The sequence below is a fragment of the Kaistella chaponensis genome (genome assembly GCF_900156725.1).
Classification (GTDB): domain Bacteria; phylum Bacteroidota; class Bacteroidia; order Flavobacteriales; family Weeksellaceae; genus Kaistella; species Kaistella chaponensis.
In genome coordinates this window covers 101,288-125,010 of sequence record NZ_FTOI01000004.1, presented here as the reverse complement: position 1 = coordinate 125,010, position 23,723 = coordinate 101,288, and the positions used below count along the sequence as shown (strand labels likewise).

The following is a 23,723-nucleotide window of genomic DNA, read 5'->3' as shown; positions in this document are numbered from 1 at the left end:
TGTTTATTTTTTTTGATTAAAAAGCCATTTTGGTAGTGCATCTACGAGTTTCGCAGAGATGATATTATTATGATATTTATCTTTAAATTCCCAAAAAAGAACCTGTCCTTTGTCTTTCATTTCTTCGTAAAATTTCAAATTGCTTTGGGGATAATTATCGGCATCTAAACTTCCGTGAACCATCCAAATTGGGGTTTTTAGAAGGTTTTCATTATTATTGAATTGTGAAATTCCCGAAATATTAATCGCTGCGGCAAATAAATCAGGTCTTTTAGAAACCGCATTGGTGGTGGTGGAACCTCCCATCGAAAATCCCATAACATAAATTCGGGATCGATCGATATTTTCTGCACTTGCCAATGAATCAACGGATTTTAAAAGCAAATCAAGATATTCATTCGATTCGGAAACCTGAACTCCACGTGTTGTATCGAGATGATAATTGGAAGAACGACCAGGAAATTGAGGAGCGATAACAAACGCAGGAAATTTCTTTCTATTTTCCGGAAGCAGCCACATTTTAGACAAAACTCCCATTTGTGATCTGTTGTCGGAACCTATTGCGCCAGAACCGTGAAAAACTACGATAAGCGGATATTTTTTATTTAAATCTAATTTTTCTGGTCGTAAAATGCGATATTTTAAAGATTCATTTTCATTGCTAAATTGACCTTCCTTGAATTCGGAATATTCTAAACTTTTAATCAAGGAAATTTTAGCCAAACTTTGAGCGGAATCCTTAGAATCACGGATTTCTGTCTTTGTTCCAAACTGCGTTTTTCGAGAAACACAGGATTGAAAAAAACAAAAACCAATCAGCAAATAGAAAAACTTAATAACTTTCTTTTTCATTAGGGAAATCTACAGCTTTTACATCTTTCACAAACTGAGAAACCGCACCGGTAATTTCAGTGTATAGATCTAAATATCTTCTGAGAAATTTGGGCGAAAAACCCTGATTCATTCCCACCATATCGTGGTAAACCAAAACTTGACCGTCGCAATCTGGTCCCGCTCCAATTCCGATGGTTGGAATGGAAATACTTTCTGATACTTTTTTTGCCAATGCAGCCGGAATTTTTTCTAAAACCAAGGCGAAACATCCTAATTCCTCTAGTAATTTTGCGTCTTTCAATAATTTTTCTGCTTCTTCATCTTCTTTTGCACGAACTTTATACGTTCCGAACTGAAAAATAGATTGTGGCGTTAAACCCAAATGTCCCATCACAGGAATTCCCGCATTCACAATTTTTCTGATGGATTCTTCAACTTCACTTCCACCTTCTAATTTGATGGCATGTGCTTCCGATTCTTTCATAATTCTTACTGCAGATTCCAAAGCTTTTTCGGGATTAGACTGGTAACTTCCGAAAGGCAAATCGACCACTACCAAAGCTCGGTCAACTCCACGTACCACGCATTGTGCATGATAAATCATGTGATCAAGCGTAATGGGTAAAGTGGTTTCAAAACCAGCCATCACATTTGATGCAGAATCGCCTACCAAAATCGCATCTACTCCACCTGCATCAACCATTTTTGCCGTGGTAAAATCATACGCAGTGAGCATGGTTATTTTTTCTTTGTCGAATTTCATTTTTCGCAAAGTTTCGGTAGTAATTTTTTTTATTTCAGAATGTACAGACATAATTAAATGGGTTAATGTGAGAATTTGAAAATGTGAAATTTGGGTAATAAATGATAAAAAAGGAAATTTTAATATGCAATAAGTGCTGATTAAAATTAGATTCCTGAATGTTTAAGAAATCAAAAAAATAATCAAATTAATACATTTTCAAATTCACTCATCAATTGATAACGTGACCTAATTTTCTTAATTTCTCGTGATGAATAATTTTTATATTTCGTCCTTCAACTTCGATCAGTTCATCTTGCTTAAATTCAGAAATCAATCGAATTGCACTTTCTGTTGCAGTTCCGATGATGTTTGCGATTTCTTCTCTTGTTAAAGATATTTTAATAAATCCTTCGGGATCGGTTCCCAGTTTCTGTTCTAATAAGAGTAAAATTTCTGCCAATCTTTCGCGAACCGTTTTTTGTGCTAAAAAAGTAACCGTATTCGAAGATTCTCCCAATTCAAAAGCTATTTTCTGCAGCATGACAAAAGATAATTTAGGATATACTTCTAAAAGATGAAGAAAAAATTCAGAGGGTAAAAACAGTGCTTCCACCTCGGTCATCGCTTCTCCTTTTGCTTGAAAATTTTCTCCGCAAAGTAAAGAACGGTATCCAATCAAATCACCTTCTTTTATAAATCGCAAAATCTGCTCTTTTCCGTAAACGCCTTGTTTGGCTAGCTTTGTAGTCCCTTTTTTAATAAAATATACCCCTTTTGAATTGTCGCCATCCTCAAAAATGGTATCTCCTTTATGAAACTTAAGTATTTGTTTAACGGAATTATAATTTTGAAAATCTTCTGCTGAAAGCATTTCCATTAAAAAATCTTCATTAAAAATCTGCTTTAAATTTTCTTCAATTAAGTTTTGTTTTTCTACCGACATTATTTATGACATTTATCAGCAAAAATAGAGTTTTTAAAACCTTAACACAAATATATTTGTTATAATTTTGTGGGTTGAAATTAATAAAAAGTGTCAGAAAATTGTTTTCATTGCGGTCAGGAGATAGAAAAAGAGCGAATTTCTTTGGACAACAAAATATTTTGCTGTAACGGATGTAAATCGGTTTATGAAATCCTGAATATTAATGATTTAGGCAATTTTTATGAACTGAATAAACGGTCCGGAATCAGACCCAATGATGATAACATTTCCCAATTTGATTATCTCGACACCCAAGAAATTTTTGATAAAGTAACTGATTTTTCTGAAGGAAACACAAGTCTTGTCACTTTCAAAATTCCTGTCATTCACTGCTCATCTTGTATTTGGCTATTGGAGAGTTTGCATACTCTAAACCCAAACATCAATTATTCACAGGTGAACTTTACCCGGAAAAACGTTCAAATTTCATTCAATCACAATGAATTAAAATTAAGTGAACTTGCGAAATTTCTAAGCAACTTGGGTTACAAACCGGTAATCAATCTGGAAACTGCAGAAAAAAAGGAAGAGTTTTTAGATAAAACCTTGGTCATCAAATTGGCAATTGCAGGATTTGCATTCGGAAACGGTATGTTTTTTTCCTACCCGGAATATGCTGGAGAAGTAATGGGAACCACCGATTTCTGGATGGATAAATACAAACCACTTTTTCGTTTTTTAATGTTTTTGCTGGCAACACCCGTTGTATTTTATTCCGCCTCAGATTACTTTAAATCAGCTTGGTTTGGTCTAAAAAATAAGATTGTAAACATTGATGTTCCCATTGTCCTAGGAATTCTAATGCTCTATGGACGAAGTATTTACGAAACATTAACCAACTATGGAGCTGGCTATTTCGATACTTTGTGTGGGCTTTTATTTTTCATGCTTTTGGGGAAATTATTTCAGAAAAGAACCTACAGCGCGCTTTCTTATGACCGAGATTACAAATCCTTTTATCCGATTGCAGTCACAAAAGTAGATTTCAATGGAAAACAGGACAATATTTTACTTTCAGATTTAAAAATTGGCGACCGAATAATGGTTCGGAATCAGGAAATTATTCCTGTAGATGCAGTTTTAATTAATGGGGAAGGAAACATCGATAACAGTTTCATTACAGGTGAAAGTGCTTCGATCCCTAAAAAAGCAGGTGATAAAATTTTTGCCGGTGGAAAACAAATTGGTTCAGCTTTAGAATTAGAAGTCATCAAAACCGTGAATCAAAGTTACCTTACCCAACTTTGGAATAAGGAGGCTTTTAAAAAATACGAAACCGGTCTCGATAATTTGACCAATGAAATTTCAAAATATTTCACTTTCATTATTTTAGCAATCACATTAATTGCCGGAATTTATTGGGGAAGAATTGATTTCGAAAAAATGTTTCAAGTGGTCGCAGCGATTTTGATCATTGCCTGTCCTTGTGCATTGGCTTTGTCTGCACCTTTTACTTTCGGACATGTCATGCGGATTTTGGGTCGAAATAAATTTTATGTAAAAGACACTTTGACCATTGAGAAAATATCCAAAATTGACACTTTGGTTTTCGACAAAACGGGAACGATTACGCACAATAAAAAATCAAATATTAATTTTGAGGGCAATGATTTTTCAGATTTTGATTTAAAAAACATCAAGTCACTTTTAAAAAATTCAAACCATCCTTTATCAAAGGCTCTTTACAATTTTGTGGAAGTTGAGGACGAATATTTTCCCGTAGAAAACTTCAGGGAAATTCCAGGAAAAGGATATGAAGCCAATGTTCGCGGAACGAATTACAAAATTGGCTCCGCAAAGTTGATTGGGCAAAGATCTAAAAGCTTGGAAACCGCCGTATATATAAGCAGAAATGAGGAATTTTTAGGGAAATTTATTTTCAAGAATGAATATCGAGATGATTTGAAAACTTTATTTAAAAGTCTTTATGGTTATCAAATTCATATTTTAAGTGGTGACAACTCTTCGGAAGAAATTAAATTAAAAACCATGATTCCAAATGTGACGGAAATGGCTTTTAATCAAAGTCCAGAAGATAAACTGAACTACATAAAAAATTTACAAGATCACCAACACAAAGTTGCCATGTTTGGCGATGGTTTAAATGATGCGGGAGCTTTGAAACAAAGCAATGTTGGCATTGCGGTTGCAGATGACACGAACTCCTTTACGCCGTCGTCTGATGTAATCATGGCAGGAGTTAAATTAGTTGATTTTGAAAAATATTTGAAATTTTGTAAAGATGCGATGATGATTGTAAAAATAACCTTTGCAATTAGCTTTATGTACAATATAATCGGACTTGGTTTTGCCGTAACAGGACATATGTCGCCACTTTTTGCAGCGATATTAATGCCGATCAGTTCAATAAGCGTTGTTGCATTTACATCAGTTGCCACATGGTGGCGAAGCACTAAATATTTCAAAATCAACAGTTAAAAATGAATTACCCTAATTTAGAAATATTTTAAATTAACTTATTTTAACATTAAATGATGAAAATCATATTTTTTGAGTAAATTTGGATGAATTTTATAATAAATTTGCATTGCTATGGATATACTATATTTAATGATTTTCTGCAGCGTTTTATTAGCTGTCGTTTTTCTGATCATTTTTATAGTAAGCGCTAGAAATGGCCAATTTGATGATGATGAATCACCAGCAGTTCGAATACTTTTAGAATCAGAAATCGTAAAAAACAAAGGTGACAAAGAACAGAAATTAGATATACCTTCAGAAGAAAAAAGTGATTAATTTATATGGAAACTCAAAAATTTAGTTATGACAACAGCATTGTGCGAGCGTTTCTCTATGCAACCGTAGTCTTCGGGCTTGTCGGATTTTTGCTAGGACTAACTGCCGCTTTAATGCTATTTTATCCCGAACTTCCCGAATATTTCTTCGGAACAGACGATGCAACCATCGTAAGTTTGCGAAGCGGTAATTTGCAGGGGCTTATTAATACGCATGGTGCTTTCGGTTTTGGCCGGATTAGAATGTTGCATACCAGTGCAGTAATTTTTGCATTTGTTGGCAATGGTATGTTCGCGGGTATTTATTATTCTTTGCAAAGACTCCTAAAAACGAGAATGTACAGTGATGTGCTTTCTTGGATTCATTTCTGGGGATGGCAATTAATGATTGTTGCGGTAGTTATTACATTCCTAATGGGGATTAATACTTCTAAAGAATACGCAGAACATGAATGGCCTATTGATATTTTAATCACTGTTGTTTGGGTTATTTTCGGAATCAATATGATTGGTACCATATTAATCCGAAGAGTGCGACATTTATATGTAGCCATTTGGTTCTATTTAGGAACCTGGGTTGCTGTAGCGATGTTACACCTCATCAACAACTTAGAAGTACCTTTAACTTTCACCGGATGGAAATCTTATTCTGCTTATGCAGGAGTGAAAGATGCTTTGGTTCAATGGTGGTATGGTCACAATGCAGTAGCATTTTTCCTTACAACTCCTATACTTGGTTTGATGTATTATTTCTTACCTAAAGCTGCAGATCGGCCTGTATTTTCTTACAAATTATCAATTATTCACTTTTGGTCATTGATTTTTGTTTACATTTGGGCAGGACCTCACCATTTACAATACACCGCCGTTCCAGGTTGGGCGCAAGCATTGGCAACAGGATTTTCTATTATGTTGATTGCACCGTCTTGGGGAGGAATGCTAAACGGGCTTCTTACTTTAAGAGGGGCATGGGACAAAGTGAGAGAAAACCCTGTACTTAAATTCTTCGTGGTAGCAGTTACCTGTTATGGTATGGCAACTTTCGAAGGACCATTATTGGCAACAAAAACATTAAATAAAATTGGTCACTATACCGATTGGGTAATTGGTCACGTTCACGTTGGTGCTCTAGGTTGGAATGGATTCATAACCTTTGGTATGATTTATTACCTTCTTCCAATTATGTGGAGAACTAAACTTTGGTCTGTAAAATTAGCAAACTGGCACTTTTGGCTAGGTACATTAGGAATTATTTTCTATGCTGTTCCTTTATATATTGCCGGATTTACACAAGGACTAATGTGGAAACAATTTAATCCAGATGGTACCTTACTTTATAAAAACTGGTTAGATACTGTTACAGCGATTATTCCTTATTATCAAATGAGATTTGTAGGTGGTTTATTGTATATTTCCGGAGCAATCTTAATGTGTGTAAACGTAGTAGCAACAGTAAGAAGCGGATCTTTCCAAAAAAATGTTCCTGCAGAAGCACCAGCTTTGGCTGCGACAACGAAGAAAAGAAAAGAGGGAGAAGGACTACACCTTTGGTTAGAGAGAACTCCGATTCTTTTAACAGTACTTTCATTTATCGCAGTTGCTATTGGTGGATTTGTAGAAATCGTTCCAACCCTTACTATTAAAGATAACGTACCAACAATTGCAGCGGTTAAACCCTACTCTCCGCTTGAATTAGAAGGAAGAGACTTATACATCCGTGAAGGTTGTAATGCTTGTCACAGTCAAATGATTCGTCCTTTTAGAGATGAAGTAGTTCGATTTAATGGTAAAAATGGGCAATATTCAAAAGCTGGTGAATTTATTTATGACCGACCATTCTTGTGGGGCTCGAAAAGAACAGGACCAGATTTGCACCGAGAAGGCGGTAAAAACCCAAGTTCTTGGCATTACAAACACATGTTAAATCCTAGAGTAACTTCGGCCGGATCAATTATGCCAAGATACCCATGGCTAATTGCAAGAGATTTAGACAGAAGCCAAATGGTGGATAAAATCAAACTGATGAAAAATACGTTTGATGTTCCTTACACTCAAGCCCAAATCGATTCAGCTGACAGCTGGGCAGATAACCAGGCGAAGTTTATCGTAAAACAGATCTATTCTGAAGCTGCCGATGTGAAAGAAGCTTATGCTCAAAGAAAAGCACAAGAAGGTGCTAATTTCGTCCCTCTTGAGAAAAAAGAGATCGTAGCCTTGATTTCATATTTGCAAAGATTAGGAACCGATATTAAAACAACCGAAATTAAAACGGCAAGTACTAAATAAATTAAAATCAAAATTATGATTCCTCAAAATATAAAAGATATTCTAGCAAATGGCGAAAATGTTGGTTTGTACCAAACTTTCTCCATGATATTCTTTCTTATATTTTTTTTAGGAATCGTAATTTGGGTTTTTTCAAGGTCTAAGAAACATTATGACGAAGAAGCAAATGCTCCTTTAGAAGATGATATTGACGATAAAAACTTGTAATTTTATATAAAACTAAATAAAATGAAACAAAGATCCCCCGTTTACGTAACGATCGCTATTATACTGGTAATTCTTTTCATCATGTATTACATGTTTGTACAGAATTCCTCATTCCTGTCTTCACCTTATTTTTGGGGAACAGCAGTGATAAGTACAATTCTTGCCCTTATTCAAAATGCAATCGGTGACTTGATTGAAAATGAAAAATTCAAAAGTTTAACCGACGCTCAAAAGGCAGAATATCTTCAATCAAAAAAAATCCCATATTTCAAGGGATTGTATGAAAGTGCATTTAAAAAACAAACAGCAAGTACAGAACAGGATTTGCTAATCGACCACGGTTTCGATGGAATTATGGAATTAGACAATCAGTTACCAAAATGGTGGCTTGGTTTATTCTATTTCGGAGTTGCTTATTGTGCTGTTTATATGATTTCTTTCTTTTTGACCGATTTTGCGCATCAAGGCACAGAATATGATGCAGAATACAAAGCTCAAACTGCAAGCATCGCAGAATATGTAAAAAACACCCCTCCTCCAACTATAGACAATGCGGTTTATTCTCCGGATAATATTGCAGCGGGGCAGGAAGTTTTTAAAACAAACTGCGTTTCTTGTCACGGTGATGGCGGAAAAGGTGGAATTGGACCAAATCTTACCGATCAAGCATGGATCAATCAACCGGAAAAAACATTATTTAAAAATGTATTCCACATGGTTGAAAACGGAAGTCCAAATAATCCTACCATGCAAGCTTGGGGAAAAAATGGAGTTCTAACCGGTTTCGATATCCAAAATGTAGCAGCTTATGTTTATCATATCAATCAGGAACAAAATCCAATTACTCCAGCTCAAGGTGGTGCAGCTCCACAAGGAACACCAGCAAACTGGGAGAAATAAAATTTAAAAACAATATTACTTTGAAAACATAATTCGCTATTCGAGAAGATTCAAGAATACGAATTATGTTTTTTTTTATTAAATAGATGTAAAAATGGCCGAACAAGATAATGTATTCCGAGGAGGACAAGGACAAGTAATAGAACCAGAAAATTTCAGAGATTCCGTAGGAACAATGGACGATTCGGGGAAACGAGTTTGGGTTTTCCCACGAAAACCACATGGTAAGTTCACCAATTATAGAAATATTGTGGCTTATGTTCTACTTGCACTGTTTTTCGTAATTCCTTTCTTGAAAATTAATGGCAATCCGCTCCTTTTAATAAATATCGTTGAAAGACATTTCTTTATTTTCGGACAACCATTTTATCCACAAGATTTTTTCATTCTTGCTTTAGGTGCGATTACTTCTATTGTATTTGTTATTTTATTTACCGTCGTTTTTGGTAGAATTTTTTGCGGCTGGATTTGCCCTCAAACTATTTTCCTAGAAATGGTTTTCCGCAAAATCGATTATTTGATTGAAGGCGACCGTAACAAACAGATGAAACTAGACCGACAGGAATGGAATACTGAAAAAATATGGAAACGATCCTTAAAATGGTCAATATTCATTATTATTTCTTTAATCATCACACACTGGATGTTTATGTACATCGTAGGTTATCAGGAAGTCTTTACCATGATTAAGGAAGGTCCATTTAACAATTTCACCAGTTTTCTTGTCATGATTATTTTCACCGGCGCTTTTTATTTCACATTTGCGTGGTTCAGAGAGCAGGTTTGTACTTTGGTTTGTCCGTACGGGAGATTACAAGGCGTTTTGATTGATAAACAAACGATCAACGTTTATTATGATTTTAAAAGAGGAGAAAACCGATCTAAATGGAGAAAAGGAGAAGATCGAAAAGCCGAAGGAAAAGGAGACTGTATTGACTGTAACCAATGTGTTGTCGTTTGTCCCACCGGAATTGATATTCGTGACGGACAACAACTAGAATGTGTGAATTGTACCGCTTGCATCGATGCTTGTGATGAAGTAATGGTTAAAACCGGACTTCCTCCAGGACTCATCAGATATGCCACCGAAGATGAAATTGAAAAAGAAATTCCGTTCCAATTTACAACCAGAATGAAAGCCTATTCTTTTGTACTTGCATTAATGGTCGCATTTATGGGATTCCTAATGTACAACAGAGCCGATGTAGAAGCCAAATTTATCAAACCTGCAGGTTCCTCATTCTTCGTGCGCGACGCAAAAATAACCAATACGTACAGCTACACTTTTTTAAACAAAAGCAATAAAGATAAAATTATTACGATTAAAGTATTAGAACCGCAACACGCAGAAGTTTCCTTAAGCGAATCCAATAAAATAAAAATAAAGAAAGGCGACATCACCAAAGGAACCGTAAACATCAGTTTCCCGGTGAACGAAATCAAACTTTCAAAACAGAACATCAGCATCGGCGTGTATGATGATAAAGGGGAACTTTTAGATACTTTCAAAACGTATTTCGAAGGCCCATTCAAACTTCAATTTTAAAAACAATGTTCAAAAAATTTACTTGGGGACACGGGATTGTTCTTGCACTTGGCTCATTTATGGCTTTCATATTATTTATGATTTTAATTTTTCCAAACGGTCAGAAAAATGCCGAATTGGTGACCGACCATTATTATAGCGAAGAGCTGCAATATCAGGATGTCATCAACGCAAAAAAAAATGGAGATTTATTAGCCGAAAAACCGCTTTATTTACAAAATGATAAAGGCATTCAACTTACATTTCCAAAAAGCATTATCGTGGATCAATCAAAAGTAAATTTTGAGCTTTTCCGAACCAATGATGCCAATCTTGATGTAAAAAAAGAAGTGATCCTCGACGCACAACAGTCATTTCTGATTCCCGCCAAAGTAATCTCCAAAGGCGGCTATACTTTAAAACTTAAATGGAAATCTACTAATAAACCTTATCAACTCGACTACGACGTTCAATGGAATTAGCACTCATATTTTCCGCACTCGCTTTAGGTTTCGCTTCTGGTTTTCACTGCATCGGAATGTGCGGTCCTATCGCTTTATCATTGGGATTAACTAAAAAACAAGCCACCAATTATTACCTGCAAAATTTAACCTATCAATTCGGTAGAATCGTCACGTATTCCTTTTTAGGAGCAATTCTAGGAACCGTTGGAAAAGGATTTCAAATGGCTGGATTTCAACAATATTTAACCATCGGTGTCGGAATACTTTTAATAGTAATGGCTGTATTTTCCTTTGGCGGAAAAGATTTCGCTTCGAAGATCCCTTTTTTATCTCAATCTTTACTAAAGGTAAAAATGAATCTAGGAAAACTCTTACAAAAAGCAGATTACAGATCTCGATTTACTACCGGAATTCTTAATGGATTCCTACCGTGCGGAATGGTTTACATGGCTTTAACAGCAAGTTTAGCATCTGGGGGAATTTGGCAAAGTGCAACTTTTATGGCATTATTTGGTTTAGGAACTTTACCATTTATGTTTGCAATAGTGCTATTAGGAAATTTAATGACCACCGCATTCAGAATAAAAATTTTGAAATTTGTTCCCGTAATGATGATCGTTTTAGGCGGACTTTTCATTCTTCGTGGTTTAGAGATTGGGATTCCTTTTATTTCCCCGAAAAAAGAGGCTTTACAAGTTCACCACAATGATTCGAAAGATCATCAGGAAGGTAATCATGCTACGTGTCACTAAATTTTGTACATTAGAGTAAATTTAGATGATGAAATATCAATTTTTACTCTTTTTATTTTTATCTCTTTCCTTTTCTGCGCAAACGGCTGAATTTTCAAATGTAGAAACAAGAAAAGCAACCTTCGAATTTCATAAAATTAAAGGACCATCTTTAGGAACCGGTGTTGTGGGAATGCAAACGATCAAAGCATTTGCGATATTTATTGAACAAGAATCAACAGATCATTCTCCAGAAATTTTCAATAAAGTTCAATTTGAAGCCATGAATTTCGACGGAAAAAAATCCACAGTTTTTCTATGTATCTATGAAAACGAAAATGGTTTGCCCGGAAAAATTTTAGATCATGCAAAAATTATCCTCGAAATTCCTATTAAGAACAATAAAATAATTGCAGATCTTTCTTCATTAAAAATTAAAGTTCCCACGAATGGCTATTTTATTGGTTTTGAATGGATTCATTCCAAAAAAAATATCATCAACGGAACCCAAACCGATGGTCCAAAACCTTACAATCCAGCAATTTCTGGGATACAAATTGAAAAGCCGAATCTGTTCTTTTTCGATAGAAACTGGCAAAAAGATAACGAGCAACTTAGTTCATCTTTGAAAATAGATGTTGATTACCTACCGGAAAATTAGCCTTCAAAAAGTGCTTTAATACAACTTTTTCAAAGCTTTTATATCTTCTAAAAGTATCCCCCTAAAACTTGGTCTCTAAATTGAATTACTAACGAAAAAATTTAATAATGATCAAAAAATCTAGCCTTTGGCTGCTCCTAATAATTTTCGGTTTGCAGTCGTGTTCGGTCAATACCGAAACAACATACTACAAAGATTCGGCAACCAGCATGGAATCTAATATCCTTTTGGATAAAAGCATGCTCGGAATGTTGAGCATGATGGGAAATAAAACTGATGAAATTTCGAAATCTAAAGAACTCGGAAATCTATCTACCGATTGGAAAAGTTTATTTGATCTGCAAAAAGACGAAAAAATTACCTTGAATCAGGATTCAGCAAAAGTTCTGAAAAAAATGTTTATGAAAGTGAATAAAGACAAAGGTGAAATTTATGGCCTATCTTTAAAATACGACAAATTATTTCCTACAGAAATCACCAATCTCCTTTCCCAAAGCAAAGAATTAAAAAATCTACCGCTACAAAATATCGCGATTTGGAATGGAAAAACCTTGACCATTGATACCGAAAAATTTAACAACACTGAGTTTTTAAATGAAATTGCAAAAAATTCTGGCGACAAAAAACAATCAAATCCAGCTACCAAAAGTGATTCATTAGAAGTTTATGGCAAACAAATGGCGGAAGGAATGCTCGGAATGATGAAGATGATTAATATGAATTTCACAAGCACTTTGAAATTTCAAAAACCAATTATAAGCATCGTTGGAAAACATGATTTTGTAAAGCAAATTGATAAAAAAACCATTCAGATCACTGTTCGAAGCAACGATTTATTCGATGGCAGTAAAAATCTGGTGAATAAGGATAAACAAATTACCATCACTACCGAATAAGAAAATTAAAAGTAAATTTCTTGACGCGTTTCTTTAAGTTGGAAAAAATTTAGTAATTTTAATCAACTAATCATCAATAAAAATGTCGATAACCATTCATTTTGGCGGACAACTTGCGTCTTTGAAGGATTTAGACGCTTTGCTCTCATTTACTACTTATTATGCAGAAGAACATGATTGGTCTTTTTCTGCACTAAAAGAAGATTCCCAAACACAATTGCAGCCGTGGGAAAAAGGAATCAGTTTGCAAGCACACCCAGAGGTTGAACCTCTTCATATTTACTTTGATGATTCTCTTACTCTGTCCACTTTTTGTAAAACCCAATTTGGCGGAGTAGAAGCTCACCTTGAAATCATAGCCTTCTTGCATGCAATTGAAGATTTTTTTCAGGATTTTTGGGTAGAAGATGAAGGCGACTATTGGAAAACCAATGATCAGCTCCTCTTAAAAAGCAAAATAGATTTCGTCGCCCAAATCCTTGATGATATCGATAAATCTATCAAAGAGCAGAAAGACGAAAATAAATGGAAATATAATTAACAACCAAAAATCCACCGAAAATTTCCGGTGGATTTTGTTTTAAATGACAAGTGTCTTATTAGTTGATCAGATCAAATCTTGCGTATGCCGCAATTTTCGCAGGAATTTTTATCCCATTTTCTGTTTGATTATTCTCTAGTAACGCGGCCATAATTCTCGGTAAAGCCATTGCAGAACCATTTAAAGTATGAACCAACTGTGTTTTTCCGTCGCTTTTGTATCTGCATTTCAAACGGTTTGCTTGGAAGGTTTCGAAATTAGAAACTGAAGAAACTTCCAGCCATTTTTCTTGCGCAGCGCTCCAAACCTCAAAATCGTAAGTCATTGCAGATGCAAATCCTGTATCGCCTCCACACAATCTTAAAACACGGTAAGGAAGCTCAAGATCATTTAAAATTTCTTTGATATGATCTACCATTTCCTCTAAAACAGCGTAAGAATTTTCCGGTTTTTCTATTCGTACAATTTCTACTTTTTCAAATTGATGCAATCTGTTTAGACCACGAACATGAGCTCCGTAACTTCCCGCTTCTCTTCGATAACATTGGGAAAATGCAGTGTTTTTGATCGGCAAATCTTTTTCATCCAGCAAAACATCACGGTAAAGATTGGTTACAGGTACTTCTGCAGTGGGAATCAAATACAATTTATCTTCATTGATATAATACATTTGACCTTCTTTATCGGGCAATTGACCGGTTCCATACCCTGAAGCTTCGTTGGCAACATGCGGCGGATTAACCTCAAGATAACCTGCATCTCCATTTTTATCTAAAAAATATTGAACCAAAGCTCTTTGCAACCTCGCTCCTTTCCCAAAATAAACAGGAAATCCTGCACCCGCAATTTTAACACCGAGTTCAAAATCAATTAAATTGTATTTCTTCGCCAGTTCCCAATGTGGTATTGCACCTTCGCCTAAACCTTCAACATCGTGCGATTGATAAATAATTTCGTTTTCTTCAGCGGTCGTTCCAGCTTTTACCTTCTCGTAAGGAATATTCGGAATCTGATACAAAACTTCTAAAAGTTTCGATTCTGTCTCCTTTAATTTTTGCTGTAGATCCTGTGAATTTTCTTTGAAAATGGCGGTTTGCGATTTTGCAGCTTCAGCTTCCTCTTTTTTACCATCGCGCATCAAAAGACCAATTTCTTTGGAAATTCTATTCATTTCCGATAAATTCTGATCCAGTTCGAACTGCAATTTTTTTCTATCGTCATCCAAAGAGATGGCTTGATCAACCAAATCTACTTGTTTGAAACCTCGTTTTCCTAAACCTTCCAAAACGCGTTCTTTATTTTCGCGCAAAAAATTAACCTGTAACATATAAAGTCTTCTATTTAATATTCAAGCTCCAAGAATTGAAACTTCAAATGATGATCTGAATGTGCAAATTTAATGATTATTTCGTGATTTTCACGATATTGGGTTTCCCTTGAACTTTTGTAAATTTCAAAATATTATTATACCAAATCTTAGAAACCTCAAATAAGTCGGGTGTAGAAGTATAATGAATCACCATCAAATCTTTTCCCACGGAATTCGTACTGTCATTAATTTTCTTTGTTAAAAAAAGATTGATTCTCGACTCGTACGTTTTCGAACTTCCCGAAGAATCAACCGCAATTCTTTTTGCACCGGCAAGATATTCCATATAATTCAGCGTATCTGCATCTTTTGCGGTATTAAAACTAACCGGCGAATTGTCGGTGAGACCATTGATATCATTCCACCGAACCGTCGTGTAAGAACCCTTGATTTTGGTATTGAGCATATCTTGACCAGCAGAATCAATATAAATATTCAGCACCTGATCTATTTGTTGAACACTTCGATCATCATTTCTGCACGAAAGCAGCACAAAAAAAACAACCACCGCTAAAAAAAACAGATTTTTCATAGATGCAAAGATAATTTATTTTAAATCTTTTAAATAAAGCAAAAAAGAATACATCAACAATAATCCACCCAATGTCATGCTTAAACTTAAACTCATCGCCATTCCGATTACGCCAAATTTGGTAACGAGAAAAGCGGAAAAAAGCACCAACAAAAGCAGAGTCAGAAAAGAAACCAACGTGTTTACTTTCATCTTACCAACGGCGGAAAGCAGGTTGCCATAGAGATTTCTCAGCAGCATATTCAAACAGAAACCGCCTAATAATATGATAAAAACACTGGAATTATCGGAATATTTACCCGTAAAAAAGACTTCCAGGATTTCCGTTTTAAACCAAAAACCCACCATGAAAATAAGCAGCGAAACCGGAAGAAAAATTTTATAATAATTCGCGATGTAATCTTGTAAAAACCGTTTGTTTTTGAAATTTTTCGCCAAAACAGGAAAGTCACTTTGCATAAAAGTTAACGCCAAAAATGTAATATTTGCCGGAATTAAAATCGCAACTTTATAGTTCGCAACGGAAGTTTCATTCATCAGAAAACTAATCATCAAAACATCGGCTGAAAAAAGCGCATCAGAAAGCAAAGCGGTTCCTGAAGCGTGAAGTCCATAACTGAAAATTTCTTTTTTGCTAAAACTAAAGGATTCGGCAACCGAAACATAATGTTCTTTTTTGAACCAAAATAAAGCGAGAAATGGTGTAAAAGCAATGGCAATTAAATATCCCTTTAAACCAAAAAGATACGATAAGAGCAATAATAAACTGACGCCCAAAACATTCACCACATTCGTAATTCTGGCAAAACCTCGATTGTTGCCGAAAATTCTAAATTCAGACTGAATATGATTCAGAAAGTAGAAACCAACCAATCGAACTGCAAACAAGAGAAAAATGTAAAATATATCCTCATATCTTGTAATATAGAATAAACTTACAACCAGAAAAAGTACGCTGAGCAAAAGCTGGTAAAAAAACCCTTTCATCAAAAGGTATTTCGACAGGCTTTTCTTTTCATTATCATCGAAAGTTACAGAACCAAAACGAAGCAAACTTTGCTGGCTTCCAAATCCACTGAACGGCGCAAAAACCGCAAAAACAGAAGCCACAATACTCAGAATTCCAAATTCATTTTCGGGCAAAATTCGGATCACAAAAAGCGAACCTAGAAAAGCGCAAATTTTCGCAATCAACAACGAAAGGAAAACATGTTGTCCTTTGTTTTTAAAAAAATCACGAATGAAAATGCGCAAACTTTTCATCTTTAAAAATACAACTTGAAGATGGATAAAATATTAATCGCCTTCGATTTTAAAGAAAAACTGTTCGCCTCAAAAAGCGTGAAAACATCCTGCGTAAGCTCCGGATAATGTTCAAGCCGATGAATATTATCATCGAAATATTTTTGATAATACCGCTGAATTTCCAAATCATTATCAAAATAATACTGATACGGATACATGCTGGAATTTTGCGGAGTTTGCAGAATTTTCTTATTCAAAAGATTGAAACCGCGCTTCATCACTTTATCGCCAAAGGATGTTTTCCAGTTCGCATCGGGTTTCATCAAAGTTCGTTCCCATCGATATTGCGTAGCTTCTTTGCAATGCTTGTTGATCCATTCGATGTAGAAACGGTGATTAAATTTCCACTTTTCCGGTAGCGAAATCGCAAATTTCAGAAAATCTTTCGTCATAAAAGGCGAAGTTTGATAGCGTTGTTGCTGAAAAACCTGCGCTCCTAAAATGGTGCGATTGTAGGCCACGTTCCGCAACATAAATAATTCTTCGGTTTCGTATTTTTCCAGAATTTCATCTAAAGAGTTCTGAACTTTAGGAAAAAATTTTTGGTTATCAACAATTTTATAATACGTCGGTTTTTTCCTTTTCGCTTCACTGTTAAAGCCACCCAAAACGCCGTCACCAATCTGTCCGCTGTGAAAAAGCGCAAAATTTTGGTACTGCATTTTATCTAAAGCGTGCTGTATGTGGATTCCGCCGGTATAAAAAACCATTCCTTCTGAAATCTCCGTCAGTTCATCGATTTTATTTAAAAATTTTCCGCCATTCAAAGGAATAAACTCGTAATGAATATCAAAATCGTGAGCAATTTTTTCAGAAATCGTGTGATCGAAATATCCAGACTGCGAAAAACAAAAAGCATTTCCTGGTTTTTGATTGTTTTTGATGGCATACATCATTGCAACACGACTGTCTAAACCGCCGCTCAAAAGGGCGAGATGATCGGTGCCGAGTTCTGTATCTTTTTCATATTCCAACAAAACCGAATCGGTGAAAATTTCGTGAATTTGGTCGATTGCTCTATTTTTATCTCCTGAAAAAGCTGATGTTTCCGAAATGTTAAAATAGGCTAATTCCTTCCATTGCAAAGTGCTACAATCGATATCGAGGTAATTTCCATCCAACAGTTTTTTAACGTTTTGAATCGGCGTTTTATCTTCCGGTAAATTGGTAAAACACAACAACTGATAAATCGACTCTACATCAGGTTTCGTTGTAATTTCAGAATTTCTTAAGGTTTCATTGAGCCGAATGAGATTCGTATCAATAAAAATCTTATCCTCAAAACTGGTGTAGAAAACCCTTTGCGTCGAAGTAATATTAGTATAAACGAATAACTTATTTTGAATTTTATCAAAAATAAAACCGCGGTATTCTCCTTCAAATAAATGGATGATTTGCTCTTTTTTGATCAAATACAATTCCTGAATCAAGGTTTCAAAATCTTTTAAGGCAAACTCTTTCAGCAATTTATTCTTATTGAGCAAGACTCCTTCGAAGAGAAATTCAAACCGTTGATTTTTAATATAGAAACTATCATATTCCTCTTCTATAAAAGAACTGATCTCTGTATCTGAATGTGAAATGATGATTGAAAATCCCTTTTTCATTTTAAAATTTCCTTGTAAATTGCTGAAAATTGTTGTCCGATTGCTGCGACAGAAAAAGTCTCGTTTGCATATTTGACCAAAGTTAGCGGATCTTTTTCAAAAGTTGGTGACATCACCTCAATCATGGTTTTTTCGAGCAATTCCTCATCAACTGAGTCTAACAAAATTCCTGCATTCTCGGGAAAAAACTCTGCAATTCCACCAACATTGGTTGAGATTACATTGATCCCACTTCCGAAAGATTCTGCGATAACGCATGGTTGATTTTCATCATTGCTCAATAATATAAAACAATCCGATGATTTCATTCTTTCTGCAATTTCCTGAATGGTCTGTGTTCCGAAAATTTCGATTTTATCTTTAAATTCAGAATGTTCACGGATCTTCTCAAGCTCAGAAATATCACCATCACCACCAATTTTCAGGGATAAATCGTAACCTTTCTGTAAAAGTCTTAATGCCGTTTTCAAAATCTTATCAGAATTTTTTCGGGCGATTAAATTGGAAACATGAATAAAAGTAAATCTTTCATTGGGTTCTGATTTCGGCACAAAAAGATTCGTATTCACCACATTGGGAATCACTTTCATTGGAGTTTTTATGCCTAAATACTTTAAACCTGCCGCAAGATCATGAGAAACTGGCAGAATTATCGACGCATGATTGCCAATTAATTTCGCAATTTTTTTTATACTTGAAGGAGTTGTTTCCGAATTAATTTTACGCAAAGCAGTCCAATGTTCGGTAACGATAAACGGAATTTTAAATTTCTTTTTTAGATAAATGGCAAAAAGCAAATTGTTGTGCAAAACATTGGCATGAACAAGATCCGGTTTTTGTAATTTCTTGAATCCTCGTGAATAAGCGAGCATTCGCCGCCAGAAATTCAGAAGAGGATTGGGAGCGTTTCTGTAATAAACAATTAAAGTTCTGATCCCATTGATGACTTGGTCATCGAAAATGAATTTTTCTTTTTGATGGGTTACATTAATCGCATGCAAAACTTCTACACTATGAATCTGTGACACCGCTTCTGCATGACGCTGCACAAAATTACCGTTAGTTGGTTCAAGTTTATTGGGAAACCAAGAGGAAATAAAAAGGATGTTTTTTTTCTCCAAAACTCTATTTAAATAATATTATCTTTGTTTGATGACTTTTTGCTAATAAATCTTTGCTCACAAATGACCTCTAAAATTCAAAAATTATTTTCAGTTATTCAAATTATTCTAAAAAAACCCAGCTTAATTAATCTGATTAATGACAGCAACATTGTTTTTGAGGAAAGATTCAAACAAAAATACTCTAATTTTACCACTTTACCACAGATTGAAATCAAAGATTTGAATGATCAAATTGTAATCGATCATGTGGAGAGTTTCCTGTTAGATGGAAGTTCATTGATTACCGATCTGCAACTTCTCTCAACTTTAGCCAACCGAAAAACCGTCAATTCTTATTTTGAAATCGGAACATGGCGCGGTGAAAGTGTTTACAATGTCGCAAAATTCGTGGACGATTGCAGCACTCTGAATCTCTCTGAAGAGGAAATGCATGAATTAGGTTGGCCAGAAAAATACGCCGTACAACACGGAATTCTTTCCGGCAAAAACCCGAAAATCCTACACCTTTCCGGAAACACGAAAACTTTTGATTTTGCAGGTCTTCACAAAAAATATGATTTGGTCTTTATTGATGGCGATCACAGCTACGAAATGGTTTTGAATGACACCAAAAAAGTTTTCAAAAACCTTTTGCATGAAAACTCGATCGTTGTTTGGCATGATTACGCTTACAGCGCACAGAAAATTCGGTACGAAGTTTTCAAAGCAATTCTGGATGCGGTGGGCGACGAAAATCATCAATATCTTTATCATCCAAAAAATACGATGTGTGCTATTTTCACGAAAGCTCAACTCCCTACAACTGTATTTGATGAAATGGAGATTCCACAGAAAATATTCGAACTGAAAATTGATAGTAAAACATTTTAGATAAAGCAAAGTATTTCTTAAATCGTTCTTTATCATGATTAAAAAACCCTTTAAAAGTAGATTTTAAAGGGTTTTTTATTATGTAAAATGTCTTTTTAGTCGATATAAATTCCGGCCCAACTTCTTCTTAAAGGAAGCAAGAAATCACTTAAAAAAGCAACGTATGTATTTTTAGAAAAATCGAAAACTTCGATGTCTTTCGCGATCTCTCCAGATTTCAAGCCATTTTGGAAATCCTGCAATTTCATGGTTTTGATTTCACCATTTTCGACAAAAGTGGCTTTCATTCGGTCAAATAAACCAAGGTTGAATTCTGCCTCTATTTCGCGTATAACCTGTCCCAAAGCATCGATGGAACAGCCAGAAGCGGCTTCTTTTTCTTCATCAACACAAATGATAATAAATTGATTTTTTTCAATTTTAAAGGAGGAGGAAAGTGGTTTTCCGTGTGCAGCCCAAGTTGCGAGGAAATCATATAATTTTTCGGTGATGACTTTGCTTTCCTTTGGCGTAAAACTTCTCGACGCGGGATAAATAATTACGCGATAATCGTTGGTTTCTACTACGGTTGATTCTTCTATTTTCATATTTTTTAATTAGATTCAAGAGCCAAGACACAAGATTTAAGACGAAAATAATGAAATCTTGGTTCTTGAGTCTTGTATCTTGGTTCTATGTTACAAATCCTCTGCTTCTGCCAATAACTCAGCGATATCTTTTACGGTAACTTCTGCATTGTTGAAGTGCTTCACTCCATCTGTCATCATGGTGTTGCAGAAAGGACAACCTGTTGCGATGATATTGGGCTTCATGCTTAATGCTTCTTCCGTTCTTTCAATATTGATGTCCTTGTCTCCTTTTTCAGGTTCTTTAAACATTTGCGCTCCACCTGCACCACAACATAAACCGTTGGTTTTGCAACGTTTCATTTCTACCAATTCGGCATCTAACTTTTCTAAAAGTTGTCTTGGAGCTTCATATTCGCCATTTCCTCTACCGAGATAACAAGGATCATGGAAGGTGATTTTTTTCCCTTTGAACGTACCGCCTTCTATTTTCAGTCGGCCTTCTTCCATTAATTTTTTCAGGAACTGCGTATGATGCAATACTTCATAACTCCCGCCCAAACTTGGATATTCATTTTTAATAATATTGAAACAGTGTGGACACGCGGTTACGATTTTTTTCACGCCATACCCATTCATAATTTCAATGTTGGTATGCGCCATCATCTGGAAGACAAATTCGTTTCCGGCACGTTTTGCAGGATCACCGTTGCAAGATTCTTCCTGCCCCAAAACGGCGAATTCCACGCCAACTTTATGTAAAATTTTACACAATGCTTTCGTAATTTTCTTTGCTCTATCGTCGAAACTTCCCGCACATCCAACAAAAAATAAAACTTCGGGTGCTTTTCCTTCGGCAGCATATTCTGCCATTGTTTTTATAGTGAAATCCATATTATTAAAATTTGATAATTCGGCCAGGTGAAAATTTGGTAATTCTCAACTCACCAATTATTTGATCCTCAAATTAATTGTTTTTTCATTTTTATATTACATCTTGCATATTCTGAGTTCCCGACCGGAATTTCTATAAAACCAAATTTCTCATACAGATTAATTGCTGGTTTTAAACTCGTATTGGAATAAAGAATTAACTCTTCACCTCCCATTTTCTTGGCTTCATCAATACAGTGCTGCATTAGTAAGTTACCAAATCCTTTTCCTTGAACCGTTTCATCAACGGCCATTTTCGTAAATTCTAATTCGCCATATTCATTATACATTAAGGCAAAAGTTCCGATCGCTTTTCCATTTTCTACTGCAAAATAGATGTTCCCTCCTTTTTCTAAAATATATTTTTCTGGAAAAGACAATACTTCTAAATCGTAAGATTCTACAACAAAATATTTTTCTAACCAGGCAAAATTCAAATTTTTGAAATCTTCGGCGTATTTTGGTTGATATGAAATTATTTCCGGCATTTTTTTATAATGAAATCCATTTATTTAAATGTGTTGATTTGCTAATGTGTTGATGTGTTGATGGGGTAATTTTCAAATTAATTTTCTTTTGCCCAATTCAAGCGATCTGCTTGATTATACGCCCATGGAGCAGCGTTGTTTTCCACATTTGCCATCATCACATTCAATTCACTTGGTGCGGAAGATTGCTCCATCACAAGAAATCTGCGCATTTCTACAATAATCGAAAGGGGATCAATAAGCACCGGACAAGCTTCTACACAAGCGTTACAAGTGGTACATGCCCAAAGTTCTTCCCTTTGAATATGATCGTCTAATAATTTTTTACCATCATCTACAAACTTTCCGTTTTTATTGATGTTTTTGCCCACTTCTTCAATTCTATCACGAGTGTCCATCATAATTTTTCGGGGAGATAATTTCTTACCCGTAATATTTGCAGGACAAACTGCGGTACATCTTCCACACTCAGTACAAGAATAGGCATTGAGGAGTTGTACTTGATTCAAATCAAAGATATCACTTGCGCCAAATTTTTCAGGAACTTCATTGGGATCAACTTCTGGTGCTGCAGCGTAAGGATCTGCATTTGGATCCATCATTAACCTAATTTCTTTGGTAACGGAATCTAAATTATTAAACTGTCCTTTTGGCTTTAAATTGGAATACCACGTGTTTGGGAAAGCTAAAATAATATGCAAATGTTTTGAATAATAAAGGTAATTCATGAAGAAAAGAATACCAATAAAATGAAACCACCAAGCAGATTTTTCGATGAGATGTAAAGTTGACTCGCCTAAATTTTCAAAAAAGGGAAATAAATGTTTGGAAATCGGGAAATTACTGCTAAACTTTTGGGTGTCTGTAAAATAATCCGCTCCATTCATCGTAAAAAAAGCGAGCATCAAAGCAAATTCAATAATCAAAATCCAGTTGGCATCATTTTTTGGCCACCCGAAAAGTTCTTTCATATTGAGTCGCTTCACACCATAAAAATTTCTTCTGATGAAAAATAAAACGACTGCAATTAGAACTAAAAGGGCAAAAATTTCTAAAATTGAGGTGAAAACAGCGTAAAAAGATGCGCCGAAAACATCAATAAGGATTCGGTGGGTTCCGAAAATTCCATCAATGATAATTTCTATTAATTCAACATTAATAATGACGAAACCTACATACACTAAAATGTGCAAAAACCCTGCAATTGGGCGTTTTACCATTTTGCTTTGACCCAAAGCGACTTTGCCCATGGTTTTCCAACGCACTGCAGATTGATCTGAGCGGTCTATTTTTTTACCGAGTTTGATGTTACGGTAGATTTCTTTGGTACTTTTAAAAAAAAGGCCAAACCCTACAATCAGGGCGATAAGAAAAATAATATTGTCAATATACTGCATA

Annotated in this window: 24 protein-coding genes; 12 read left to right on the top strand and 12 right to left on the bottom strand. The window is 35.1% G+C overall.

The genetic code is table 11. The features are described from left to right. Positions 1 to 3 precede the first annotated feature (3 nt). The 3 genes from BW932_RS05670 to BW932_RS05660 all read right to left on the bottom strand — a co-directional run bounded on the left by BW932_RS05670 (position 4) and on the right by BW932_RS05660 (position 2,522). Positions 4 to 852, bottom strand: coding sequence for a carboxylesterase family protein (locus BW932_RS05670; RefSeq protein WP_076386278.1), 849 nt, complete (start codon positions 850 to 852; stop codon positions 4 to 6). Further along, positions 833 to 1,648, bottom strand: a complete 816-nt coding sequence (gene panB / locus BW932_RS05665) for a 3-methyl-2-oxobutanoate hydroxymethyltransferase (RefSeq protein ID WP_076386276.1) — start codon at positions 1,646 to 1,648, stop codon at positions 833 to 835. The genes BW932_RS05670 and panB overlap by 20 nt, the downstream gene beginning before the upstream one ends. Before the next feature lie 160 nt (positions 1,649 to 1,808). After that, the gene (locus BW932_RS05660; protein ID WP_076386274.1) at positions 1,809 to 2,522 is read right to left on the bottom strand and encodes a Crp/Fnr family transcriptional regulator; all 714 of its coding nucleotides are present in this window, start codon (positions 2,520 to 2,522) and stop codon (positions 1,809 to 1,811) included. A gap of 90 nt (positions 2,523 to 2,612) precedes the next feature. Here BW932_RS05660 and BW932_RS05655 point away from each other — a divergent pair, with 90 nt between their 5' ends. The 11 genes from BW932_RS05655 to BW932_RS05605 all read left to right on the top strand — a co-directional run bounded on the left by BW932_RS05655 (position 2,613) and on the right by BW932_RS05605 (position 13,531). Continuing rightward, complete coding sequence (locus tag BW932_RS05655; RefSeq protein WP_076386272.1) at positions 2,613 to 5,003, top strand: heavy metal translocating P-type ATPase; 2,391 nt, start codon at positions 2,613 to 2,615, stop codon at positions 5,001 to 5,003. A gap of 114 nt (positions 5,004 to 5,117) precedes the next feature. After that, positions 5,118 to 5,321, top strand: a complete 204-nt coding sequence (gene ccoS / locus BW932_RS05650; RefSeq protein WP_076386270.1) for a cbb3-type cytochrome oxidase assembly protein CcoS — start codon at positions 5,118 to 5,120, stop codon at positions 5,319 to 5,321. A 5-nt stretch (positions 5,322 to 5,326) separates the two neighbouring features. Next, complete coding sequence (gene ccoN / locus BW932_RS05645; protein ID WP_076386268.1) at positions 5,327 to 7,606, top strand: cytochrome-c oxidase, cbb3-type subunit I; 2,280 nt, start codon at positions 5,327 to 5,329, stop codon at positions 7,604 to 7,606. 15 nt (positions 7,607 to 7,621) lie between these two features. Continuing rightward, positions 7,622 to 7,813 carry a cbb3-type cytochrome oxidase subunit 3 gene (locus tag BW932_RS05640; protein WP_076386266.1) on the top strand — a complete coding sequence of 64 codons (192 nt, stop codon included), beginning with the start codon at positions 7,622 to 7,624 and terminating at the stop codon, positions 7,811 to 7,813. Between the two features lie 21 nt (positions 7,814 to 7,834). Next, a complete protein-coding gene (locus BW932_RS05635; protein WP_076386264.1) occupies positions 7,835 to 8,713 on the top strand; it encodes a c-type cytochrome in 879 nt (292 codons plus the stop codon). 94 nt (positions 8,714 to 8,807) lie between these two features. Continuing rightward, the gene (ccoG, locus tag BW932_RS05630) at positions 8,808 to 10,259 is read left to right on the top strand and encodes a cytochrome c oxidase accessory protein CcoG (RefSeq protein WP_076386262.1); all 1,452 of its coding nucleotides are present in this window, start codon (positions 8,808 to 8,810) and stop codon (positions 10,257 to 10,259) included. 5 nt (positions 10,260 to 10,264) lie between these two features. Then, the gene (locus BW932_RS05625) at positions 10,265 to 10,720 is read left to right on the top strand and encodes a FixH family protein (protein ID WP_076386260.1); all 456 of its coding nucleotides are present in this window, start codon (positions 10,265 to 10,267) and stop codon (positions 10,718 to 10,720) included. Then, entirely contained in the window at positions 10,711 to 11,454 is a 744-nt protein-coding gene (locus BW932_RS05620) for a sulfite exporter TauE/SafE family protein (RefSeq protein ID WP_076386255.1), read from the top strand. Before BW932_RS05625 ends, BW932_RS05620 begins: the two co-directional genes overlap by 10 nt. A gap of 25 nt (positions 11,455 to 11,479) precedes the next feature. Further along, entirely contained in the window at positions 11,480 to 12,094 is a 615-nt protein-coding gene (locus tag BW932_RS05615; RefSeq protein ID WP_076386253.1) for a hypothetical protein, read from the top strand. A 107-nt stretch (positions 12,095 to 12,201) separates the two neighbouring features. After that, a complete protein-coding gene (locus BW932_RS05610) occupies positions 12,202 to 12,990 on the top strand; it encodes a hypothetical protein (RefSeq protein ID WP_076386251.1) in 789 nt (262 codons plus the stop codon). Positions 12,991 to 13,072: 82 nt separating this feature from the next. Next, entirely contained in the window at positions 13,073 to 13,531 is a 459-nt protein-coding gene (locus BW932_RS05605; RefSeq protein ID WP_076386249.1) for a hypothetical protein, read from the top strand. A gap of 58 nt (positions 13,532 to 13,589) precedes the next feature. On the opposite strand, the gene serS is transcribed toward BW932_RS05605, so the two are convergent. The 5 genes from serS to BW932_RS05580 all read right to left on the bottom strand — a co-directional run bounded on the left by serS (position 13,590) and on the right by BW932_RS05580 (position 19,465). After that, complete coding sequence (gene serS, locus BW932_RS05600; RefSeq protein ID WP_076386247.1) at positions 13,590 to 14,858, bottom strand: serine--tRNA ligase; 1,269 nt, start codon at positions 14,856 to 14,858, stop codon at positions 13,590 to 13,592. Positions 14,859 to 14,934: 76 nt separating this feature from the next. After that, a complete protein-coding gene (locus BW932_RS05595) occupies positions 14,935 to 15,432 on the bottom strand; it encodes a hypothetical protein (protein WP_076386245.1) in 498 nt (165 codons plus the stop codon). A gap of 15 nt (positions 15,433 to 15,447) precedes the next feature. Then, complete coding sequence (locus tag BW932_RS05590) at positions 15,448 to 16,695, bottom strand: oligosaccharide flippase family protein (protein WP_076386243.1); 1,248 nt, start codon at positions 16,693 to 16,695, stop codon at positions 15,448 to 15,450. Between the two features lie 2 nt (positions 16,696 to 16,697). Next, a complete protein-coding gene (locus BW932_RS05585) occupies positions 16,698 to 18,344 on the bottom strand; it encodes an asparagine synthase-related protein (protein ID WP_076386241.1) in 1,647 nt (548 codons plus the stop codon). Continuing rightward, a complete protein-coding gene (locus tag BW932_RS05580) occupies positions 18,341 to 19,465 on the bottom strand; it encodes a glycosyltransferase (protein ID WP_076386239.1) in 1,125 nt (374 codons plus the stop codon). Before BW932_RS05580 ends, BW932_RS05585 begins: the two co-directional genes overlap by 4 nt. A 63-nt stretch (positions 19,466 to 19,528) precedes the next feature. Here BW932_RS05580 and BW932_RS05575 point away from each other — a divergent pair, with 63 nt between their 5' ends. Next, a complete protein-coding gene (locus BW932_RS05575) occupies positions 19,529 to 20,338 on the top strand; it encodes a class I SAM-dependent methyltransferase (RefSeq protein WP_076386237.1) in 810 nt (269 codons plus the stop codon). Positions 20,339 to 20,433: 95 nt separating this feature from the next. Here BW932_RS05575 and BW932_RS05570 read toward each other — a convergent pair whose 3' ends face one another. From BW932_RS05570 to BW932_RS05555, 4 genes are all read right to left on the bottom strand, one after another. Beyond that, positions 20,434 to 20,925, bottom strand: a complete 492-nt coding sequence (locus BW932_RS05570) for a hypothetical protein (RefSeq protein ID WP_076386235.1) — start codon at positions 20,923 to 20,925, stop codon at positions 20,434 to 20,436. 90 nt (positions 20,926 to 21,015) lie between these two features. After that, positions 21,016 to 21,798 (bottom strand): (Fe-S)-binding protein, encoded by a 783-nt coding sequence (locus tag BW932_RS05565; protein ID WP_076386233.1) that lies wholly within the window; start codon positions 21,796 to 21,798, stop codon positions 21,016 to 21,018. Positions 21,799 to 21,866: 68 nt separating this feature from the next. Beyond that, positions 21,867 to 22,325: a GNAT family N-acetyltransferase gene (locus tag BW932_RS05560; protein ID WP_076386230.1), complete on the bottom strand. Its 459-nt coding sequence runs from the start codon at positions 22,323 to 22,325 to the stop codon at positions 21,867 to 21,869. Between the two features lie 77 nt (positions 22,326 to 22,402). After that, positions 22,403 to 23,722 carry a (Fe-S)-binding protein gene (locus BW932_RS05555; RefSeq protein ID WP_076386228.1) on the bottom strand — a complete coding sequence of 440 codons (1,320 nt, stop codon included), beginning with the start codon at positions 23,720 to 23,722 and terminating at the stop codon, positions 22,403 to 22,405. Position 23,723: the final 1 nt, after the last annotated feature.

What these genes read in the sequence shown, in the direction of transcription:
- ccoS (WP_076386270.1), top strand. Translation starts at nt 5,118, where the DNA reads ATGGATATACTATATTTAATGATTTTCTGCAGCGTTTTATTAGCTGTC.
- BW932_RS05595 (WP_076386245.1), bottom strand. Translation starts at nt 15,432, where the DNA reads ATGAAAAATCTGTTTTTTTTAGCGGTGGTTGTTTTTTTTGTGCTGCTT.
- BW932_RS05560 (WP_076386230.1), bottom strand. Translation starts at nt 22,325, where the DNA reads ATGCCGGAAATAATTTCATATCAACCAAAATACGCCGAAGATTTCAAA.
- BW932_RS05610 (WP_076386251.1), top strand. Translation starts at nt 12,202, where the DNA reads ATGATCAAAAAATCTAGCCTTTGGCTGCTCCTAATAATTTTCGGTTTG.
- BW932_RS05590 (WP_076386243.1), bottom strand. Translation starts at nt 16,695, where the DNA reads ATGAAAAGTTTGCGCATTTTCATTCGTGATTTTTTTAAAAACAAAGGA.
- BW932_RS05570 (WP_076386235.1), bottom strand. Translation starts at nt 20,925, where the DNA reads ATGAAAATAGAAGAATCAACCGTAGTAGAAACCAACGATTATCGCGTA.
- BW932_RS05565 (WP_076386233.1), bottom strand. Translation starts at nt 21,798, where the DNA reads ATGGATTTCACTATAAAAACAATGGCAGAATATGCTGCCGAAGGAAAA.
- BW932_RS05575 (WP_076386237.1), top strand. Translation starts at nt 19,529, where the DNA reads ATGACCTCTAAAATTCAAAAATTATTTTCAGTTATTCAAATTATTCTA.
- ccoN (WP_076386268.1), top strand. Translation starts at nt 5,327, where the DNA reads ATGGAAACTCAAAAATTTAGTTATGACAACAGCATTGTGCGAGCGTTT.
- BW932_RS05585 (WP_076386241.1), bottom strand. Translation starts at nt 18,344, where the DNA reads ATGAAAAAGGGATTTTCAATCATCATTTCACATTCAGATACAGAGATC.
- BW932_RS05635 (WP_076386264.1), top strand. Translation starts at nt 7,835, where the DNA reads ATGAAACAAAGATCCCCCGTTTACGTAACGATCGCTATTATACTGGTA.
- serS (WP_076386247.1), bottom strand. Translation starts at nt 14,858, where the DNA reads ATGTTACAGGTTAATTTTTTGCGCGAAAATAAAGAACGCGTTTTGGAA.
- BW932_RS05555 (WP_076386228.1), bottom strand. Translation starts at nt 23,722, where the DNA reads ATGCAGTATATTGACAATATTATTTTTCTTATCGCCCTGATTGTAGGG.
- panB (WP_076386276.1), bottom strand. Translation starts at nt 1,648, where the DNA reads ATGTCTGTACATTCTGAAATAAAAAAAATTACTACCGAAACTTTGCGA.
- ccoG (WP_076386262.1), top strand. Translation starts at nt 8,808, where the DNA reads ATGGCCGAACAAGATAATGTATTCCGAGGAGGACAAGGACAAGTAATA.
- BW932_RS05605 (WP_076386249.1), top strand. Translation starts at nt 13,073, where the DNA reads ATGTCGATAACCATTCATTTTGGCGGACAACTTGCGTCTTTGAAGGAT.
- BW932_RS05625 (WP_076386260.1), top strand. Translation starts at nt 10,265, where the DNA reads ATGTTCAAAAAATTTACTTGGGGACACGGGATTGTTCTTGCACTTGGC.
- BW932_RS05615 (WP_076386253.1), top strand. Translation starts at nt 11,480, where the DNA reads ATGATGAAATATCAATTTTTACTCTTTTTATTTTTATCTCTTTCCTTT.
- BW932_RS05670 (WP_076386278.1), bottom strand. Translation starts at nt 852, where the DNA reads ATGAAAAAGAAAGTTATTAAGTTTTTCTATTTGCTGATTGGTTTTTGT.
- BW932_RS05660 (WP_076386274.1), bottom strand. Translation starts at nt 2,522, where the DNA reads ATGTCGGTAGAAAAACAAAACTTAATTGAAGAAAATTTAAAGCAGATT.
- BW932_RS05620 (WP_076386255.1), top strand. Translation starts at nt 10,711, where the DNA reads ATGGAATTAGCACTCATATTTTCCGCACTCGCTTTAGGTTTCGCTTCT.
- BW932_RS05640 (WP_076386266.1), top strand. Translation starts at nt 7,622, where the DNA reads ATGATTCCTCAAAATATAAAAGATATTCTAGCAAATGGCGAAAATGTT.